The organism is Stenotrophomonas chelatiphaga (assembly GCF_001431535.1).
Lineage (GTDB): Bacteria > Pseudomonadota > Gammaproteobacteria > Xanthomonadales > Xanthomonadaceae > Stenotrophomonas > Stenotrophomonas chelatiphaga.
Genome location: NZ_LDJK01000008.1, coordinates 106,091 through 126,191, shown reverse-complemented (window position 1 = coordinate 126,191; position 20,101 = coordinate 106,091). Strand labels below are relative to the sequence as shown.

Below are 20,101 nucleotides of genomic sequence, written 5' to 3'. Positions count from 1 at the left end.
TGCCCGTTTTTGCAAAGATTGCGTTAACCGTCACCCTGTAGCGGGATATGCCCCTTCCCCGGGGCGGCCCGCCACTGTCTGTCTGCAGGGTCAGAATCTGCCGGGTTGAGCTATTCCGAGCTCTGCACCTCGTTGCTAACGTGCCTCTCATCACAGGATTCATCCGCCAAAGCGCCCAGGCCGTCCACGTTGAGGCGACCCGGCGCGACGCAGCTGTAAGGGAAGCCGAGCAATGAGACACCCTCAAGACGCAGCCGAAACCCGTGTCCATGACATTGCGCAGAGGCTGGCACGTCACCAGCGCTGCGACCGGACAGGCACCCTCACCCCCACCCACACCTTGTCCGATCCGCTCATGGCGCGACTACGCGACTTTGTCCAGGCGGGGGAGGCCGTGCACATGGTCCTCCCTGCCTTCCCCGCCAAATCGCCCTCCCGTCGAAAGGTGCTGGGAACGCTGCCTGACCTGGCCGAAGCGTTGTCGCTGGATGCACTGGAGCGGCTGTGCGCCCGCATCGCCGCGATCCACCCTGCTGGCGCCCGCCTGACGATCTGTTCGGATGGCCATGTATTCGGGCCCACCATCGGCGTCAGCGACCCGGTCATCGACCAGTACCAGGACGCCATCGGCGCGATGATCGCTCGTCGCAGGCTGGACCACCTGGACACCTTCTGCCTGTGTGACTGCACCTCCCTGCCAGCCGGCAGCGCGGGCCACGACGATCGCCGCGCAGCGTTGCTGGCGCAGCATGGGCAATCGCTGGATGACATCCGCAGCGGACTGTTGCGGACCGATGACGGAGTGCGGCAGCTGCGCGGCATCATCCGGTTCATGGTCGAAGATGACTGGCGCGCCGATGATATGCGAACCGCCACGCAGATCCAGCGCGAAGCCAAGGCGCGGGCCTACCAGGTCGTGCAGCGCAGTCTGGCGTGGGGCAGTCTTCTGAAGGCGGTCTTTCCGCGGTCGCTCCGCCTGTCCATCCATCCACAGGCGCGTGGCAGTGAAAAGCTGGGCATCCACATGCTGCCCACCGCTGATGCCTGGCTGACGCCCTGGCATGCCGTCGCGGTGGACCTCGGGGATCGCACCGTGCTGATGAAAAGGCACCAGGCTGAGAACCAGGGCGCAAGGCTGATCCACGTGGAAGGACGTCCCAGCCACTACAGCGTGTGGCCGGACCGACGTCGCCGCTCGCTGCACGATCGTGCCGCGGCCTGAATCCGCCCTCAGTCGGGGAGGTAATGCCGCAGCGGGAGCCGCGCCACTGCCGCCGACCAGTTGCCGGACACCATCGGCTGCTGGATGGCCCGCCGCATGTGTGCCAGGAAACGGTCGCGCGGCCATTGTGTTGCCCCCATCCGCATCAGGTGGGGGTTCTGCACCTGTGCATCCATCAGCGGCGCGCCCCAGTCGTGGAGCAGTCTGGCCAGTACGGCCAGGGCCGCCTTGGAGCCCCCGCTGCGCGCGCTGAACATGCTTTCGCCGAAGAACATCCTGCCCAGCGCCACGCCATAGATGCCGCCAACGAGCGCCGGCCCCTCCCAGACTTCGACCGCGTGTGCGTGCCCCAGCCGATGCAGCTCCGTATAGGCGTGGATCATGTCCGTGCCGATCCACGTGCCGTCCTGCCCGGGTCGCGGCATCGCGGCGCAGGCGTGGATGACCTGGTCGAAGGCGGTGTCGGCGGTGACCTCCCAGTCCAAGGCCCTCAGTTGCCTGCGGAATCTACGCGACAGATGCACGCCATCGGTGGGGAACACGGTGCGCGGATCGGGTGACCACCACAGGATCGGCTCACCTTGGCTGAACCACGGGAACGCCCCTTGCGCATAAGCGTTCAGCAGCCGCTGGGGGCACAGGTCGCCGCCGATGGCCAACAGGCCGTCGGGTTGGCGCAGTGCGGTCTCGGCGTGGGGAAAGGCGGCGGCGGGATCACTCGCCAGCCGCCAGGGCAGGTGCCGGCTCATCGCCTGGTGCAGACGTAAAGAACCATCGATTGGACTACGCAGTGTGGAAACAATGGGTCAACCATAGCGCTGCCGGTCATGAGCGTCGAGCCGCTGCGCAATAAGGACGATCGGCGATAGGGAAGCCACCAATCCCGATCGGTTCGGATCGCTTCCGTTGATCACTTGACGCAGTGCCCATTTCCATTGAGGTGGCCATCGCAGGATGCTCGCATCCATCAGGCAACAGGAGCGATGTAGATGAGAATCCGCGCTGAGGACTCACCCCTCTCACCCTTGGGTCTCCAGCTCGATCCGACCCAGGCACAGGCGGCGCTGGCAGGCGTCGTCGACCGCTTGCGCGCGCTCGTCCGTGAGCATGCCGTCGTCATACTCCGCGGGCTGGGCGATACGTTTCCCGACACGCAGGCCTTGTCCCGGTTTGCCTCCCAATGGGGCGCGGTCATGCCTTGGTCGTTCGGGGACGTGCTTGAGTTGGATGAGCAGGCGTCACCCAACGATTCGGTGTTCGCCCATGATCGCCTGCCCCTTCATTGGGATGGAATGTATCGTGATGCGACACCAGAGTTCATGATGCTCTACTGCAGGCGCGCGCCGGCGCAGAACGAGGGGGGGCGCACGTTCGTCGTGGACACCCGGCGGGTACTGGCACGCGCGGATGCAGCCACCGTGCAGCGCTGGAAGCAGATCGACGTGACCTACTTCAAGGGCGGGCAGGTCCATTACAGCGGCGCGGCGCACTCCCCGCTGGTAGCGCGCCACCCTCGCTCAGGCGAAGACGTCCTGCGCCTGGAGGGCCCTTTCCACGCCGATGCGCCGCTGTTGAACGAGCCGCTGCGGATCTGGAACGGCATTGCCGCGGCCGATGTCGCCGCATTCGAACAGGAGTTGGTCGTCCAGTTGCGGGCCGAAGATTGCTGTCTGTGCCATGCATGGGAGGCGGGGGACCTGATGATTGCCGACAACTTTGCCGTTCTGCATGGCCGGGAGGGATTCACTTCGGGAAGCCGACGCACGCTCTGGCGGGTGCAGGTTCATGCCGAACCCATGGCGTTCAACCCGCCGGTCCCGGAAAGGTTCGCCGAGCCTTGCCCGCCGCCGGGCACGCCCGTAACGTGCGCAGGGGAATGAAATGGGCAACATTCTGGTATGCGCTTTCCCGACACCGGGACACGTCGTGCCTATGCGGATCGTCGCCAGGCACCTTCAGGCACGTGGCTACGCGGTGACCTTCCTGACGGGCGCGCTGTTCCGTGACGACGTCGAGCGCGATGGCTGCCGTTTCGTATGTCTGGACCAGGCGGCTGACGTGGACTACCGCAACCCATCGGTCACGGTCGGAAATGACCAGGGGAACTCCCCGGAAACCACCGAGTACAGTGACCTGCCCATCGGGGATGAGCAGATGGCGTTCGCGCTTGAGCATATTTTCGCGGCCTCGGTTCCGGTGGCAAGTGCGCAGCTTCTGGAGATCATCGCGACCCACGGCATTCAGGCCGTTGTGTATGACTCCTTGTTCACCGGCATCCTGCCCCTGCTGCGCAAAGACAACCGGCCCGCCATGATCATGGTCGGCGTCACGCCATTGGCGCTTTCTACCAACGATTCGATGTTCTTCGGGCCGCGGATTCCGCCTGCCGTCCTGCCGCCTGCACTCCGCGCGCTGGACCTGCGCACCGAAACGGAATCGGCGAGCCTGCAGCGCATCCATGCCGCGTTCGATGCCGCGATGCTGCAATCTGGCGCTGCGCCACTGGATCGGTTGTTCACCGATCACATGATCCTCGATGCTGATGCATGCGTGCAGCTCTCGACACCGGGCTTCGAGTACCGGCGCATCGATCTTCCCGGGCACGTCACGCTGGCAGGGCCGCTGCCGTTTCCGACCAGCGAACCCGATGAGGTCCAGGCGTTGTGGGACAGTGACGATAGCCGGCCGTTGGTGATCGTGTCGCAGGGAACGCTGGCGAACAAGGATCTGGAGCAGTTGATCGGTCCCACGCTGCGGGCGCTTGAGCATCTTCCGCTGCGCGTGCTCGCCACCACCGGGGGCAGGGAATACGGTGCACTGCGGGTGCCACGCAATGCCAGGGTAAGGCCCTTCATTCCCTTCGCCCACTGGCTGCCCGGCGCTGCGGTCGTGGTGACCAATGGGGGCTATGGGACGGTGCAGTACGCACTCGCTGCAGGGGTACCGCTGGTTGTTGCCGGGGAAGGTGAGGACAAGTCCGAAGTCGGCACCCGGACGGTGATGGCAGGCTGCGGCATCAACCTGGGCACCTCGACCCCTGCCACGGGTGATATCCAGCGGGCGGTTACCAGCGTACTGTCCTGCCCAGGCTACCGGGATCGTGCCGTGGCGATCGCAGCGCAGGGCCGACGCCTGGATGCGCTGGAATGCGTGTCCAGGCAGCTTGCCCGCTTGATGGCGGCGCGCGTGGGTTCCGCGGCGTGATGGCCCGGCGTTACCGGGTGGCCGGATCGGCCAGCCGGAAGGGCGTGTGCTGCAGCAGTTGCTCGCGGTACCGCCCGACATCGGCGCGCTCATGCAGGCACCATTCCTTCAGGGCGTCGCTGAAGTCAGCGTCGGCCATCCAGTGCCGGCTGCGTACCAGCGTCGGCAGGAAACCGCGCGCCAGTTTGTGCTCCCCCTGCGCGCCGGGTTCAAACCGTGAAAGACCTTCGCGCAGGCAGTACTCGATGCCCTGGTAATAGCAGGCTTCGAAGTGCAGGCCGGGCAGGGTGGCACCGCCCCAGTAACGGCCATACAGGGTGTCGCCGCCGCGCAGGCACAGCGCGCCGGCGATCGGCTCGCCGTCCTGCTCGGCCAGGAACAGCACCAGCCCGCGCCCCAGCGAGGTGGCCAGATGGCGCAGGAACGGCTCGGTCAGGGCCGGGGCGTTGCCGTATTCCAGGAAAGTCTGCAGGTAGAACCGGTACATCGCCTGCAGGTCCGCACGGGTAGCCTGGTCGCCATGCACGGTGCGCAGGCTGATGCCCTGCCGCGCGACCTTGCTGCGCTCCTGGCGGATGTTCTTGCGGTGCTTGTGGTCCATCGCACCGAGGAAGTCCTCGAACGTCCGCCACTGACCCGGGTTCTGCCACTGGAACTGGATGTCTTCGCGCAGCAGCCAGGCCTCGCTGAAGTCGCCGTCCTCGTGTCCGCGATGAAAGTTGATGTGCGCGGAGGAAACGCCGAGCCCGGGCAGGGCCTGGACCAGCCCGGCCAGCAGGGCCGCACGCATGCCAGGGTCACGGGACAGCAGTCGAGGTCCGGTGACCGGTGAGTAGGGCACCGCGCCCAGCCACTTGGGGTAGTAGTCGCGGCCGTGGCGGGCATAGGCATTGGCCCAGGCATGGTCGAACACGAACTCGCCGTGCGAGTTCTCCTTCAGGTAGCCGGGGATGGCGCCTGCCAGTGTTTCGCCTTCCCACAGGGTGAGGTGCTGCGGACGCCAGCCCCAGTCCTCGCGCAGGCAGCCGAACTGCTCCAGGCCGGACAGGAAGGCGTGGCTGACGAACGGATTGCGGCCGTCGTGGAGGGCGTCCCATTGGGACGCAGTGAGCGTCTGGAGGTCTTCGAGGAAGCGGATCTGCGGCATGGGGACAGGATAGAGCAGATGGGCTGACTTCGTTGCTCGCTTCAGATGTCGCGACGCCTGCTTTGGCGAGATCGATTGTATTTTCGAATAGCGTGGATTCCAGCACGATCTTCATCTGTGACGCGGCCCATTCTCGCGCTCTCCGCGGCCTGTATTGGCTGCGACTACCAGGAGCCATGCAGCAAATGAACTGGATAAGTGAGTGGGCCGGGCGAAGCTTGGGCATGTCAATCACGCTGGCGACGCTGTTATCGTTCTTCGCAACATGTCAGGCGGGGGCAGGCGAAGCCCGTGATCGCGGTCTGGATGCGGAAGTTACGCGTGAGGCGCAGAGGATACTGGATCGACTCGATCGGATCCCAGGCCAGACCAGCGGTGGGCGCGTTAACGCATCGATTGATCTGGCTACATCAACCATCACACTTGATTTTGGCCGGGACCTCATCCCTCACTACGCAGGGGCCGAGTTCGAGGACCAGATGGATCAGTTCCGTCACGGCGTAACGGAGGCGGTGAGGAGATACACGCCACCCGGAAACATCGAGTACAGGTTCGAGGGGCGCGAGATCATGTACTACTTCCCAGATCAGCAGCAGGAGGACGCGGATGCGCGCAGAAGCAGAATCTCCGGTTCGGGAATGGCGATGGTTTCCGCCGCGCATGGGTACTACAGGCATCAGCGTAAACAAGCGTGGTTGTGGCAGCGTCCTTTGATGAATGATGTGAGAGAAGACCTGATTACGCCAGCGTACGCAGAGGAGCTGAAGCACTGGATCCAGGAGCGAGGCCGCATGCCTGTGATCAGGCCCCGGACGTCGTCCGTTGATCTGCATGAAGATAGTGGCGTGGAGTGGTGGCAGGTCGCGGCCAAGTATCACTTGGCGGAGAGGTTTCCGGACAACTCGGAAATCTGGAACTCACCAGTTGGAGATGGTAATCGTGACTATGATCAAGACCTGCGCAGTCGCCCCTTGCTGGCGAACCATCTTGAGACAGAGGTCGCTTTGCATCTTCACACGAATGGTTCTGAATCTGAAATTCCGAGCGGGACGAGAGTGATCTATCAAACAGGGAGAGAAGAAGATCGCGCGTTGGCAGGCAGTGTTCTCTGCTACATGCGCGAGCTGATCACAGGTCAAGACGGCTATTCCGGATTCAACGTCGAAGCAGATCCCCGTTCCGACAACAAAGGGGAGAACCGTATAGCGAAGATGGCATCGATCATCATCGAAACGGCGTTTCACTCCAACCCCAACGACGCCCTGGCCCTGCAGGATCCCGTCTTCCGGGAAGCGTCGATGAAAGGTGTCGAGAAGGGCTATCGGCTCTGGCGCGAGGGCAAGGGCTGCAACCCGTTGAAAGTCGATCCCATTGCCACCATCCGCGTCGCGGCCGGCCAGTCGCGGGTGGTTGACCTGGGCTTTGCTGGTTTTCCCCAGTACCCCGTTGTGATCGAGACAAAGAACGTTGCGTGCCCTCCCGGCTGGAAGTGCACCGATGGTGCGGTGACGCTGCCCGACCCGGACAGCAAGCCTGCCCAGATCACCCTGCGATGCGAAAATGCAGGGAGCGCGCCGATCTACTGGGACACCCGGATGGTCGACGACGATGGGGTGAAATCTCCGCCGGTACGGCACATCGTGCAGTGCGTACGCGGCTCGGGGGTGCTCGCGTCACCTGCAGCGCACGCTGACGATGGGCGCGTGGCCACGGCCCGCAGGCTGCTGTGAAACGCAGAAGCCGGGTGATGAAGCGCCCTCGTACGGTGCATCGCAGGCAGTGACGGGACTGGGCCGCATGTCGCCGACAAGGTGCGGCCAGAGCGTCGGGCACGAATAGGGCGGGGGAGGGGATCAGTGCACGCCGTGTCGAGGGGGGCATGAAGCGACACGGCCTGAACATCCGTAACGACGCAACGTCCGTGGATGTGCCATGGCGCACTGACGTGTGGCAAGGCCTCGTGCAGGGTATCTGCGAGCGAGCGGTGGCACCGCGGTGCACTCTCGTGACTGTCCATCCGCAATGAAGGAGCGTGTCATGAAATACGTGCATGGTTTGCTGCTGCTGTGCCTGTCCACCGGGGTTGCAGGAACTGCGGCGGCGCAGGAGGAGCACTGCCCGTCGCCGGGAAGCATCCGCGCGTTGCCCCACGGTCTCTACCTGGTCGATGATCCGGGCAGCCCGCGATGGCTGGGCATTGCACAGGGCGGTGTCGGCGGTGCCGTCACCGGGTTTGCATCCGGAATCGTCCGCCCGCACGCAGATGACGAAACCATCGGTTTCCTGCACGGTTGCAGCTACCACCTGCAACGGGGCGAGATCCTCCTGAAACATGAGGACGGCAACGACCTGGTGGCGCTGAAGAATCTACCGGCGTGGGAGCGTAAGAAGGGGCTGTTTGGCATCGTCTACCACGAATGCACTGGTCCGGCCCAGGTGTGTCGATTCAGTCGTTGAGCAACTCCTGCCGCCTCCCGGTTCCAGTAAAAAGGCCGGCGCAAAGGCCGGCCTTGTCACGCTCACGCGGCGGCGTGCTTCAGCTCGCCTTGCCCTGCGCGTCCAGGTAGCGCTCGGCATCCAGCGCGGCCATGCAGCCGAAACCGGCCGAGGTGATCGCCTGGCGGTAGTGCTGGTCAGCCACGTCGCCTGCGGCGAACACGCCTTCCACCGAGGTCTGGGTGGCATTGCCGCCCAGGCCGGAACGGATTTCCAGGTAGCCGTGGTTCATCGCCAGCTGGCCGTCGAACAGGGTGGTGTTCGGATGGTGGCCGATCGCCACGAAGAAGCCATGGGCTTCAATGTCGCGCGTGCTGCCGTCCTGCACCGACTTCACCCGCACGCCGGTCACGCCGGCGTCGTTGCCCAGCACTTCGTCCACCTGGTGGTGCCAGACGGTTTCGATCTTGCCGGCGGCGACCTTGGCGAACAGCTTGTCCTGCATGATCTTTTCCGCCTTCAGCGTGTCACGGCGGTGGACCAGGTAGACCTTGCGGGCGATGTTGGACAGGTACAGCGCTTCTTCCACGGCGGTGTTGCCGCCGCCGACCACCACCACGTCCTGGTCACGGTAGAAGAAGCCGTCGCAGGTGGCGCAGGCGGACACGCCGCGGCCCTTGAAGGTCTCTTCGGACGGGATGCCCAGGTACTTGGCGGTCGCGCCGGTGGAGATGATCAGCGCATCACAGGTGTATTCGGCGCTGTCGCCGATCAGCTTGAACGGGCGCTGGGACAGGTCGGCGGTGTGGATGTGGTCGAAGATCACTTCGGTTTCGAAGCGCTCGGCGTGGGCCTGCATGCGCGCCATCAGGTCCGGGCCCATCAGGCCATGGGCGTCGCCCGGCCAGTTGTCGACCTCGGTGGTGGTCATCAGCTGGCCGCCCTGCTGCAGCCCGGTGATCACCACCGGCTTGAGGTTGGCGCGGGCCGCGTAGACGGCGGCAGTCCAGCCGGCCGGGCCGGAACCGAGGATGACAAGCTTCTGATGGCGGGAGGGCAGCGTGGTGCTCATGTAGACTCGCGAAAGGTAAGGGGATCAAGGCGCGGCGACGGTTTGCGCGCGCTGGGGGCAGACCATAGAGTGATGGCAGGGGCAGGGGGTTTCAACCCGCACGCCTGGAACGCGGCGATGCGCCGGGTCGGTCAGGCCGTCTTCGACGGTGTCTGCCGGGCCATGGCGTACCGCGGTCAGCCAGCGGTGACGGAAAACCGACGCACTTCGTTTATTATCAACCACTAACAGCGTATTCCAAAGGTAGTGTCCAAGGTGGCGAAGCAGGTCCCCGAACGCAGCCGATCGAGCGAAGGCAAAGCCCGTCGCCGCGATCCGTCTCCGTCTGAAAACCCCACGCGGCAGCGCTTGTGGCGCGATCTGGGTCTGATCGCCGTGGCCCCGGCGCTGCTGTACCTGGTGGCCAGCCTGTTCACCTATTCGGCGACCGACCCGGGCTGGTCGCACACCGGCAGCATCGTGGCGCCGGTCAACAACATGGGTGGGCGCGCCGGCGCATGGATCGCCGACGTACTGCTGCAGCTGTTCGGCTACATGGCCTTCCTGCTGCCGGTGATCCTCGGCGCGCTGGCCTGGTTTGCGATGTTCGGCCTCAAGCGCGAGGCCAAGGGCGAGAACGACCTGGACCCGGCGCTGCGGCTGGTCGGCCTGGTCGGCTTCCTGATTGCCGGCACCGGCTTCCTGCACCTGCGCCTGTTCAGTGCCGACGTGGCCTCGGCCGGTGGCATCCTGGGCAAGCTGGTGGGCTCCTCGCTGAGCGTCGGCTTCGGGGCACTGGGCGCCAATCTGTTCGTGCTGGTACTGCTGCTGGCCTCTATCACCCTGGCCACCGGGCTGTCGTGGCTGATGGTCATGGAAAGGATCGGCAAGGGCGTGATGGCGCTGGCGCCGCTGCTGGAAAAGAAGAAAGAGCAGGCCACCGAGTGGAAGCAGACGCGGGTGATGCGCGAAGAGCGCCAGGAAGTGCGCAAGGTCGATGCCGAGGTGCGCGCCAAGCGCGAGCCGGTGAAGATCGAGCCGCGTCCGGAACCGGTGATCGAGAAGAGTGACCGGGCCAAGCGCGACAACCAGATCCCGATGTTCCAGGGCGTCAATGGCGACGGCTCGGACCTGCCGCCGCTGGCGCTGCTGGACGATCCCAAGCCGCAGCCCAAGGGCTATGACGAAGAGACGTTGGAAACCCTGTCGCGCCAGATCGAGTTCAAGCTGAAGGATTTCCGCATCGATGCGGTGGTGGTCGGCGCCTATCCGGGTCCGGTGATCACCCGTTTCGAAATCGAGCCGGCGCCGGGCATCAAGGTCAGCCAGATCAGTACGCTGGACAAGGACATCGCCCGCGGGCTGTCGGTCAAGTCGGTGCGCGTGGTCGATGTGATCCCCGGCAAGTCGGTGATCGGCCTGGAAATCCCGAACGTCACCCGCGAGATGATCTATCTCTCCGAGCTGCTGCGTTCGAAGGAATACGACAAGGCCACCAGCCCGCTGACCCTTGCCCTGGGCAAGGACATCGCCGGCCGCCCGACCGTGGCCGACCTGGCCCGCATGCCGCACCTGCTGGTGGCCGGCACCACCGGTTCGGGCAAGTCGGTGGCGGTCAACGCGATGGTGCTGAGCCTGCTGTACAAGGCCAGCCCGAAAGACCTGCGGATGCTGATGATCGACCCGAAGATGCTCGAGCTGAGCGTCTACCAGGGCATTCCGCACCTGCTGGCGCCGGTGGTGACCGACATGAAGGAGGCCGCCAACGGCCTGCGCTGGTGCGTGGCCGAGATGGAGCGCCGCTACAAGCTGATGAGCGCGGTGGGGGTGCGCAACCTGGCCGGCTTCAACAAGAAGGTCAAGGACGCGCAGGACGCCGGGCAGCCGTTGATGGATCCGCTGTTCAAGCCGAACCCGGAGCTGGGCGAGGCCCCGCGCCCGCTGGAAACGCTGCCGTTCGTGGTCATCTTCATCGACGAATTCGCCGACATGATGATGATCGTCGGCAAGAAGGTCGAAGAGCTGATCGCCCGCCTGGCACAGAAGGCCCGTGCGGCCGGCATCCACCTCATCCTGGCAACCCAGCGACCGTCGGTGGACGTGATCACCGGCCTGATCAAGGCCAACATCCCGACCCGCATCGCCTTCCAGGTCAGTTCGAAGATCGATTCGCGCACCATCCTGGACCAGTCCGGCGCCGAAACCCTGCTCGGCCACGGCGACATGCTGTACCTGCCGCCCGGCACGGCGATGCCGGACCGCGTACACGGTGCGTTCGTGTCCGACGAAGAGGTCCACCGCGTGGTGGAACACCTCAAGGCGATGGGGCCGGCCGACTATATCGAAGGCGTGCTGGACGAAGTGCAGACCATGGGCGACGGCGTGGTGGTCGGTGCCGGCGGCCTGCCGGAAACCGCATCGTCGGGCGATGAATCCGATCCGCTGTATGACGAAGCGCTGCGGGTGGTGACTGAAACCCGCCGCGCGTCGATTTCCGGCGTGCAGCGCCGGCTGAAGATCGGCTACAACCGGGCGGCGCGCCTGATCGAGGCGATGGAAGCGGCCGGCGTGGTCAGCTCGCCCGAGCACAACGGCGACCGCACCGTGCTGGCCCCGCCACCGCCGAAGTGATGCCGCACGTCCCTGACCGCTCGGGTGACGACCCGACGCGGTGGGTGATGACCCGACCCGGTGGGTGGTTGACCCGACCCGGTGGGTGATGACCCGACCCGGTGGGTGACGACCCGCCTCGGTGGGTGATGACCCGACCTGGTGGGTGACGACCCGACCTGGTGGGTGACGACCGTTGGTCGTCACGCTTTTGATCCCGCTCCGCCGCCCTCCCACAGACCAACCGGAACCCTCCCCATGGCACCCCTGCGCAACGGATTGCTGGCCGCCCTGCTGCTGCCCCTCGGGTCCGCCCTCGCGGTTGAGGTACCTGCCGCGCCCGCCGCACCCCCGATGCAGGGCGCGGCGCCGGCCGAGGCCAGCAACAACTTCAGCTTCGCCCGCTACCGCGCCGATTACGTGGTTGACGCCGATGCCGGCAATACCCAGGCCGAGCACTACGACATCCTGCTCAAGACCCGCAGCGCGGTGGACCAGTTCAGCCAGGTACGGTTGAGCTACAGCGAAAAAATGGAAACGCTGGAGGTGCTGGAGGCCTACACGCTCACCGCCGATGGCCAGCGCCGTGACGTACCGGCCGACCGCATCTACACCCAGGAAAGTTATTCCAGTGCCTCGGCGGCGATGTACGCCGACCGCAAGGTGCGGGTGATCGTGTTTCCCAACCTGGCGCCGGGCACGCGCGTGGTCTACGCCACCCGCCGCACCCAGCGGCAGCCGTACTTCCCGGGGTATTTCGGGCTGTGGGAAACCTTCAGTGTGTTCAACCAGTACGACGACGCGCAGGTCACCCTGAGCGCGCCGGCCAGCCTGTCGATGAAGGTGCTGAGCAGGGGCGTGCAGGGCAGTGATGCGCCCACCGTCCGCGCCGGGCGCGCCCACTGGAGCTGGACGTACCGCCGCGGCACGCCGCTGCCGGCGCAGAACTGGACCGCCGCGCCGTGGGAGTTCAGCCCGACCATCATGGCCAGCACCTACGCGGAGTGGCCGCAGATGGCGCGTGCGTACCAGCTCAAGGCCGGGCAGGCCGCCACGGTGACCCCGCAGCTGAAGGCATTGGCCGACGAAGTCACCGACGGCATCGCCGACCGTCGCGGGCAGGTGGATGCCCTGTACCGCTGGGTGGCGCGCAACATCCGCTACGTGGCGGTTTACCTCGGCAACGGCGGGCTGGAACCGAACCCGGCGCAGAGCGTGCTGGACAACCACTATGGCGACTGCAAGGACCACGTGGTGATCCTGGAGGCGCTGCTGGCGGCCAAGGGCATCGACAGTACGGCGGTGCTGATCGGCGCCGGCGGTGGACCGACCCTGCCGGCGGTGCCGACGCTGGGGCGCTTCAACCACGCCATCACCTACGTGCCGGAATTCGATCTGTACCTGGATTCCACCAGCGCCTGGGCGCGTCCTGGCCAGCTGCCCGACGGCGACCTCGGCGCACCGGTGCTGCTGACCGGCCCGGCGACGCTGGCACGGACGCCGGCCAACGACGACCAGCGCAATGGCATGGGCTTCGAAGCCGATTTCGTGTTCGATGCCGCCGGCAACCTGGAAGGCAGCACCCGCTTGCAGCCCGGTGACAGCGCGGAAATTGGTATGCGCGCATCGTTTGCACGCTTGAACGCGCAGAACCGCGCCCGCGCCGAGGCCTCGATGGTCGCGGCCTCCGGCTTCGACGGCCAGGGCAGCCTGAAGCTGCAGGGCGACCCGCAGGAGCTGCAGCAGCCCTTCAATTACACCTTTGATTTCAGCGCGTCCGATTACGTGGATTTCAACCTGGTCGGCGGCATGCAGCTGCCCGATCCGCCCGGTGCGGAATCGTTCCGTGACGCCTACGCGGCGACCTCGGCGCCGGACAATGCCACCCCGTTCCAGTGCGATGCCAGCCTGCGCCAGGAAACCTACCGGGTGACCCTGCCGCAGGGCGTGCCGCTGATCGCGGTGCCGCACGACCAGCAGTTCAGCAACGCCGCCGGCCAGTATTCGGTGCGCTGGGAGCGCGACGGCCAGCAGGTCATCGCCCGTCATCGGCTGCGCCAGAACGCGGTGCGCGGCGATGATGCGCTGTGCCAGCCCGGCGACTATGCCGCCTTCCGCGAACTGTTCCAGCAGGTGCGACGCGGCTTCCGCGGGCAGATCGTGTACGGTCGGGTCCCTGCGCAAAGCGGCGGCTGAACCCTGCGCCCGCTGCAGTGGATCGCCCATTCAGGATGCTTTGGGCACACTTCATTCCATCCTTCCACGTTCCTTCTGGATACCCGCATGCACGCCAGCTTCCGCCGCACCCTCGCTACTTCCGTGCTCGCCGCCGCGTGCCTGGTTTCGACCAGTGCCTGGGCCGGCGCGCGTGATGACCTGAAGACCTTCACCGCCGGCCTGAAGGGCCTGGATGGGCAGTTCAGCCAGCAGGTGTTCGATACCCGTGGCAAGGTCAAGGAAACCACCAGTGGCCGTGTTGCGCTGTCGGCGCCGCGCCTGTTCCGCTGGGAGTACCAGCGCCCCCATGTGCAGCAGATCGTGGCCGATGGCAGCAAGGTCTGGATGTACGAACCGGACCTGGAGCAGGCCACCGTGCGTGCGCAGGGCAAGGAAGAACAGAACAGCCCGCTGACCGCGCTGATCAATCCGGCCCTGCTTGAACAGCAGTACGACCTGAGCGAAGAAGCCGCGCCGCGCGATGGCCTGCAGTGGCTGTCGCTGACCCCCAAGCGCGAGACCGAAGCCAGCTTCCAGTACGCCGCGCTGGGCTTCAACGCCAGCGGCCTGGCGAAGATGGAAATCACCGACGCGGTGGGCCAGCGCACGGTGATCGCCTTCACCGGCTGGAAGCGCAATCCGTCCTTCGCCGCCGGCACGTTCCGCTTCACCCCGCCGGCCGGTACCGACGTCATCGGCGAATGACCGCGTGGCCGCGCGGTACAATGCCGCGTGGCCAGACAACGTACTTCTTCATTCCCCGGCCCTGATCTGCTGAGCGTGGATCGGGATCACCTGCGGCCGCTTGCCGAGCGCATGCGGCCGCGTACCCTCGACGAAATGGTCGGGCAGAAACGCCTGCTCGCCGCGGAGAGTGCGTTGCGCCGCGCGGTCGAATCCGGGCGCGTGCATTCGATGATCCTGTGGGGTCCGCCGGGCTGTGGCAAGACCACCCTGGCATTGCTGCTCGCCGAATATGCCGACGCGGAGTTCCGCGCGATCTCGGCCGTGTTGTCCGGCCTGCCGGAAGTACGCCAGGTGCTGGCCGAAGCGGCCCAGCGTTTTGCCGAAGGCCGGCGCACGGTGCTGTTCGTCGACGAGGTGCACCGTTTCAACAAGACCCAGCAGGATGCCTTCCTGCCGCACATCGAACGCGGGACCATCGTGTTCGTCGGTGCCACCACCGAAAACCCGTCCTTCGAACTGAACTCCGCCCTGTTGTCGCGCTGCCGCGTGCACGTGCTGGAAGGGGTATCGCCGCAGGACATCGTCGAAGCATTGCAGCGCGCGTTGGCCGACAGCGAACGCGGGCTGGGCGCGGAGGGCGTGCAGGTGGACGACGCGCTGCTGCTGCAGATCGCCAGCGCCGCCGATGGTGATGTCCGTCGCGCGCTTACCCTGCTGGAAATCGCCGCCGAACTGGCCGTCGACGAAGGCGGCCGGATCACCCCGCAGACGCTCACCCAGGTGCTGGCCGACCGCACCCGCCGCTTCGACAAGGGCGGCGAGCAGTTCTACGACCAGATCTCCGCGCTGCATAAGTCCGTGCGCAGTTCCAACCCCGATGCGGCGCTGTACTGGCTGACGCGGATGCTCGATGGCGGCTGCGATCCATCCTACCTGGCCCGCCGGCTGACCCGCATGGCGATCGAGGACATCGGCCTGGCCGATCCACGCGCGCAGTCGATGGCGCTGGAGGCCTGGGACATCTACGAGCGGCTGGGCAGCCCGGAAGGCGAGCTCGCCTTCGCCCAGCTGGTGCTGTACCTGGCAAGCACCGCGAAATCCAATGCCGGCTATGCCGCCTACAACCAGGCCAAGGCCGAGGTGCGCGCCTCCGGCACGCTGGAGGTGCCGCTGCACCTGCGCAATGCGCCGACCAAGCTGATGAAGAACCTCGGCTACGGCGCGGACTACCAGTACGACCACGACATGGAAGGCGGCATCGCGCTGGACCAGACCGGCTTCCCGGATGCGATGGGCGAACAGGTGTATTACCAGCCGGTGGCGCGCGGGCTGGAGATCAAGCTGAAGGAAAAACTGGACCGCCTGCGTGCCCAGCGCGAACAGGCGCGCGCAGCCAAGCGGGACGGGGCAGGCGAGTGATGGGCGGCAGCTGGTGGCAGCAGCTCGGGCTGGTGATGGCCGGCGGCGCACTGGGCTCGGCACTGCGCTTCGTCATCGGCGACGCGATGCTGCAGCGGTTCGGCCAGGGCTTCCCGTGGGGAACGCTGAGCGCCAACTTCATCGGCGCTTTCGCGGCAGGTTACCTGCTGGTGTGGCTGCAGCAGCGGGGCGGCAACGTAACCCTGTTGCGCGCGTTCCTGGTGGTCGGGCTGCTGGGCGGGCTGACCACCTTTTCTTCGCTGATGCTGGAGACCCTGGTGTTCGCGCGCAGCGATCGCGGCGGCATGGTGCCGCTGTACCTGGGCGTCAGCCTGGTCGGTGGCCTGCTGCTGGTATGGCTGGGTGCGCGGCTGGCCGAGGCGGCGCGCTGACACACGGCGGCAGGGTGCCTGGGCAGGGGCGACACACTTTGACACGCGCATCGAAAGCGAGAACCATTCGCGTTTGGTAGACTGGCCAGCGATCCCGCTGTGAGCCATGCCCCCCATGCATCACCGTCTCTTCGGCCTTGCCGCGCTGTTGGCGCTGGCCGGCGCCTCCTTCTGCAGCCATGCGCAGCAGCGCAACCCGGACCAGATGATGGGCCAGACGGTGCTGGACCAGCCCGCCGGCAGTTACCGGGTTGAACGTTTCGTGGTCGGCAGCCCCGACGGCCAGCGCCAGTGGCGGGTCAATCTGCTGGTTCCCGGCAAGGCCGCCAACGCTCCTTCGCCGGTGCTGTACGCGCTGGATGGCAACGCCGCGGCGATGGTGCTGGACCGGCCGATGCTGGACGAACTGGCCGCGAGCCCGGCGCCGCCGGTGCTGGTGCTGATCGGCTATGACAACGAGCGTCGCATCGATTCGGCGCAACGCACACGCGACTACACGGCCTGGATCGACCGTGCCGATGATGAACGTGGCACCCGGCAGGTTGTCGGCGGCGGCGCGTTCGCCTTCCAGGAGGTGATCGAGCGGCAGATCAAACCGGAAGTGGCGCGTCGCGCCAACGTGGACACCCGGCGCCAGGCGCTGTGGGGCCATTCGCTGGGCGGGCTGTTCGTGCTCAGCAGCCTGTACACCCGTCCGGCTGCTTTCCAGCAGTACGTGGCGGCCAGTCCGTCGCTGTGGTGGAGCCAGGGCGCGCCGCTGGGCGACCTGGAAAAACAATTCATCGAAAACCGCGCCGGCCAGCCGGCCCAGCTGTGGGTGATGCTCGGGGGCGATGAGCGCAGCGGCAACCGCGGCGTGCGTGACATGGCCAACCCGCGCGTGGTCGCGCACCTGCGCCGCATCGGCGGTGCCGCACCGGATGCCGCGCATGCACTGAGCGATCGCCTGGGCGCGCTGCCCGGCCTGCAGGTGCAGTACCGCGAGTTCCCCGGGCTTGGCCACGGGCCGATGTTGCCGGCGTCGTTCAAGGCGACCCTGTCGGCGCTGTACGGCATCAGCGACCGCAGCGGCGAGGCCGCCACGCCGTGAATCCCGCGCGCGGCCATCGCCACGCGTTCCCTTACCCAGGCCGCCCGCGTCGCGTACGCATGTGCCCAGGCAATGACACCCTGCGCTGTTGCAGCGCATCCCATGCAAGGAGCATGTCATGACCTTCCGTACCCCGCTTCGGCTCGGCAGCCTCGCCGCCGGCATCCTGATCGCCGTCGCCGTCCATGCACAACCGGTGTTCGACGCACCGGCCAACGGCTTCAAGGGCAAGCTGAGCGCACGCAGCGAAAACCCGGTCGCCGGCGGCAAGGCCGAGATCATCGGCAGCGATTTCGTGCCCGGCCAGAAGGTCGAACTGCTGCGCGGCGACACCGTGCTGACCGCCGCGCCGCTGACCGTGGATGGCAACGGCCAGTTCAAGACCGAACTGGCCATTCCGGCCGATGCGGTGCCCGGCCAGCATCCCCTGGTGGCGCGCGCCAGCAGCCCGGCAGCGGCGGCGGTAACCACCCTGCGGGTTTCGCCGCAGCTGGCGCTCAGCGGCCAGGACCGCTTCAGCAGCAGCTCCAACAAGCTGGTGCAGGGGCTGTACCAGAGTGCCTACAGCGCGGCCAGCGACGCGGTGTTCGTGACCTCGGCGGTGGGCCGCCCGCCGGTCACCCAGTCGCAGCTGCTGAAGGTGGACCCGGCCTCGCTGCAGGTGGTCAAGGCGATCACCCCGGCCAAGGTGCCCGGCGGCAAGGGGGACAGCGTGTTCGCCGTGTACGGGGTGGGCGTGGACGATGCCAACGGCAACGTCTGGGTGACCAACACGCGCCAGGACACCGTGGCGGTGTACCGCCAGTCGGACCTGTCGCTGGTGCGCCAGTTCGACGTCGGCAGCGTGCCGCACGCGCGCGACGTGGTGGTCGACAGCGTGCACGGCAAAGTCTTCGCGTCAGCAACCGGCGAGGACCATCTGTCGGTGTTCGATGCCAGGACCCTCGAGCCGCTGGACGCGATCACCCTGGCCTCCGGCGTGGATGACGGAAAGTTCGTGCCGATGAGCCTGGTGCTGGATGAGCAGGCCGGCAAACTGTTCACCGTGAGCATCGGCACGCCCGAAGCGGCGGTGATCGATGTGGCCAGCGGCAAGGTCGACAAGGTCATCGCGCTGGGCAACGCCAGCAGTGCCTCCGGCGTGGCCTACGACGCAACGCGTGGTCGCCTGTTCGTCGCCTCGCAGGGCAGCGACAACGTGCTGATCGTCGACGTGGCCACCGGCACCGTTCTGCATGACGTGCCGGTCGGTGCCGGTGCGTTGAACGTGGCCTTCGACCCGGTCGCCGGGCTGGCCTATGTCAGCAACCGCGGTGCCGGCACGGTGACCGTGCTGGATCCCGATGGCAAGGTGGTCGGCAATCTCGCCGGCGGCACCTTCCCCAACCATGTGCGCGCCGATGGCAAGGGCAACGTGTTCGCGGTGAACAAGTCCAAGGGTGCCGAAGACCCGGAAGGCGACCGCATCACCCGCATCGCACTGCGCCAGCCTTGATACGTTGACTTGGATGCGGGGCGGCTGACGCCGCCCCGTCCAGGAGGAGCTTTCCCATGAATTCGAATCGGATCCTGCCTGCCCGGACGCTGCAATTGGCGTTCGCACTGACCTTCGCGCTTGCCGCGTGTTCCGGAAGTGGCGAGCCCGCCGCGCCGGTCCCGGACGCGGCGACATCGCCCGCGCCGAGTGCTGCGGCCGGGCAGGGCGCGCTGCCGGCAGGCTGGCAGGTCGTCGGCGGCGAGACCGTCCCGTCGGTTGCGGCGGGCGCGGCCACCTTGCCGGCCACCGTGCATTCCGATGATGGCGTGGACGTGCAGGTCGACGATGCCAGCCGGATCGTCGCCGGTGGCGATGACATCATCGCGGTGATCGAAGCACTGGGGCAGGGCAGCCAGGTGTTCGCTGCACCCACCAACGCCACCACCGACGCCGGACGCGCCGCGCCGCATCAGTTCCTGTTCAATCGCACCACCGGCGTGGAAGGCGTGCTCAGCCTGGGCGGCTCGCTGTTCCTGGGCAACAGCCTGCGTCGCCACAGTGACCTGGCCGAGAAACTGCGTGCGGTGGGCCAGGACGCGGTGATCATCGATGACCTGCAGCCGGCACCGGACAAGGTGCGCAAGGTCGCCACGGCGATCGGCCGTGCCGAGGCAGGCGCGGCGCTTGCCGATGCCGTGCAGAAGCAGTTGGACGAGGCCGCCGCGATCGCCGCGGCAACCACGCGCAAACCGCGGGTGATCCATGTGTCGGCCACCGGCGCGGGCGGCAACCCGACCGTGGCCGGCGCCGACAGTGCGTCGGGCAAGCTGATCGCGCTGGCGGGTGGCCTCAACATCGGCACCGAAGCGGGCGTCGCCAATTTCTCCGCGCTCAGCAATGAAGGCGTGGTGGCAGCGGCCCCCGAAGTGATTCTGGTCACCGCGCACGACCTGCAGCTGTTCGGCGGTGCCGATGGGCTGTGGAAGGCCTATCCGACGCTGAAGCAGACCCCTGCCGGCCAGGCCGGCCGGGTCTGGGTGATGCCGGACCTGCAACTGAAGTACACCAGCGTGGGTTCCGGTGCCGGTGCATTGGCGCTGGCGCGCGCGTTGGCGGCGCTGCCGCCGGCATGAGTGCAGTGCCGCACGG

The 20,101-nt window shown here is 66.5% G+C and carries 16 protein-coding genes; 13 read left to right on the top strand and 3 right to left on the bottom strand.

The annotated features are described in order from the left end of the window. Positions 1–232: 232 nt before the first annotated feature. Positions 233–1,222, top strand: coding sequence for an L-tyrosine/L-tryptophan isonitrile synthase family protein (locus tag ABB28_RS03355; protein WP_083491897.1), 990 nt, complete (start codon positions 233–235; stop codon positions 1,220–1,222). An 8-nt stretch (positions 1,223–1,230) separates the two neighbouring features. On the opposite strand, the gene aat is transcribed toward ABB28_RS03355, so the two are convergent. Further along, positions 1,231–1,971 (bottom strand): leucyl/phenylalanyl-tRNA--protein transferase, encoded by a 741-nt coding sequence (gene aat, locus ABB28_RS03350; protein WP_057507260.1) that lies wholly within the window; start codon positions 1,969–1,971, stop codon positions 1,231–1,233. A 240-nt stretch (positions 1,972–2,211) separates the two neighbouring features. Between aat and ABB28_RS03345 the strand changes: the two genes are divergently transcribed. Both ABB28_RS03345 and ABB28_RS03340 read left to right on the top strand, forming a co-directional pair. Next, positions 2,212–3,102, top strand: a complete 891-nt coding sequence (locus tag ABB28_RS03345; RefSeq protein WP_057507259.1) for a TauD/TfdA family dioxygenase — start codon at positions 2,212–2,214, stop codon at positions 3,100–3,102. A 1-nt stretch (position 3,103) separates the two neighbouring features. Continuing rightward, positions 3,104–4,426 (top strand): glycosyltransferase, encoded by a 1,323-nt coding sequence (locus ABB28_RS03340; protein WP_083491896.1) that lies wholly within the window; start codon positions 3,104–3,106, stop codon positions 4,424–4,426. 10 nt (positions 4,427–4,436) lie between these two features. Here ABB28_RS03340 and ABB28_RS03335 read toward each other — a convergent pair whose 3' ends face one another. Further along, on the bottom strand, positions 4,437–5,573 hold the full coding sequence (locus ABB28_RS03335; RefSeq protein ID WP_057507257.1) for a GNAT family N-acetyltransferase: 1,137 nt from the start codon (positions 5,571–5,573) through the stop codon (positions 4,437–4,439). A 224-nt stretch (positions 5,574–5,797) separates the two neighbouring features. Here ABB28_RS03335 and ABB28_RS03330 point away from each other — a divergent pair, with 224 nt between their 5' ends. Beyond that, positions 5,798–7,303, top strand: coding sequence for an N-acetylmuramoyl-L-alanine amidase (locus ABB28_RS03330; protein WP_245625263.1), 1,506 nt, complete (start codon positions 5,798–5,800; stop codon positions 7,301–7,303). Positions 7,304–7,610: 307 nt separating this feature from the next. After that, on the top strand, positions 7,611–8,030 hold the full coding sequence (locus tag ABB28_RS03325; protein ID WP_057507256.1) for a DUF3757 domain-containing protein: 420 nt from the start codon (positions 7,611–7,613) through the stop codon (positions 8,028–8,030). A 79-nt stretch (positions 8,031–8,109) separates the two neighbouring features. Here the strand turns inward: ABB28_RS03325 and trxB are convergent, their stop codons facing one another. Continuing rightward, positions 8,110–9,081, bottom strand: coding sequence for a thioredoxin-disulfide reductase (gene trxB / locus ABB28_RS03320; RefSeq protein WP_057507255.1), 972 nt, complete (start codon positions 9,079–9,081; stop codon positions 8,110–8,112). A 255-nt stretch (positions 9,082–9,336) separates the two neighbouring features. Here trxB and ABB28_RS03315 point away from each other — a divergent pair, with 255 nt between their 5' ends. The 8 genes from ABB28_RS03315 to ABB28_RS03280 all read left to right on the top strand — a co-directional run bounded on the left by ABB28_RS03315 (position 9,337) and on the right by ABB28_RS03280 (position 20,085). Continuing rightward, complete coding sequence (locus tag ABB28_RS03315) at positions 9,337–11,691, top strand: DNA translocase FtsK (protein ID WP_057507282.1); 2,355 nt, start codon at positions 9,337–9,339, stop codon at positions 11,689–11,691. Between the two features lie 237 nt (positions 11,692–11,928). Beyond that, positions 11,929–13,866 carry a DUF3857 domain-containing protein gene (locus ABB28_RS03310; protein WP_057507254.1) on the top strand — a complete coding sequence of 646 codons (1,938 nt, stop codon included), beginning with the start codon at positions 11,929–11,931 and terminating at the stop codon, positions 13,864–13,866. An 87-nt stretch (positions 13,867–13,953) separates the two neighbouring features. Beyond that, positions 13,954–14,592, top strand: coding sequence for an outer membrane lipoprotein periplasmic chaperone LolA (gene lolA, locus ABB28_RS03305; protein WP_057507253.1), 639 nt, complete (start codon positions 13,954–13,956; stop codon positions 14,590–14,592). A gap of 111 nt (positions 14,593–14,703) precedes the next feature. After that, a complete protein-coding gene (locus ABB28_RS03300) occupies positions 14,704–15,993 on the top strand; it encodes a replication-associated recombination protein A (RefSeq protein WP_245625262.1) in 1,290 nt (429 codons plus the stop codon). Then, on the top strand, positions 15,993–16,385 hold the full coding sequence (gene crcB / locus ABB28_RS03295; protein ID WP_057507251.1) for a fluoride efflux transporter CrcB: 393 nt from the start codon (positions 15,993–15,995) through the stop codon (positions 16,383–16,385). Before ABB28_RS03300 ends, crcB begins: the two co-directional genes overlap by 1 nt. A gap of 115 nt (positions 16,386–16,500) precedes the next feature. After that, positions 16,501–17,475 (top strand): alpha/beta hydrolase, encoded by a 975-nt coding sequence (locus ABB28_RS03290; RefSeq protein WP_245625261.1) that lies wholly within the window; start codon positions 16,501–16,503, stop codon positions 17,473–17,475. A 118-nt stretch (positions 17,476–17,593) separates the two neighbouring features. After that, positions 17,594–18,970 (top strand): YncE family protein, encoded by a 1,377-nt coding sequence (locus tag ABB28_RS03285; protein ID WP_057507249.1) that lies wholly within the window; start codon positions 17,594–17,596, stop codon positions 18,968–18,970. 56 nt (positions 18,971–19,026) lie between these two features. Beyond that, positions 19,027–20,085, top strand: coding sequence for a heme/hemin ABC transporter substrate-binding protein (locus tag ABB28_RS03280; protein ID WP_057507248.1), 1,059 nt, complete (start codon positions 19,027–19,029; stop codon positions 20,083–20,085). Positions 20,086–20,101 lie beyond the last annotated feature (16 nt).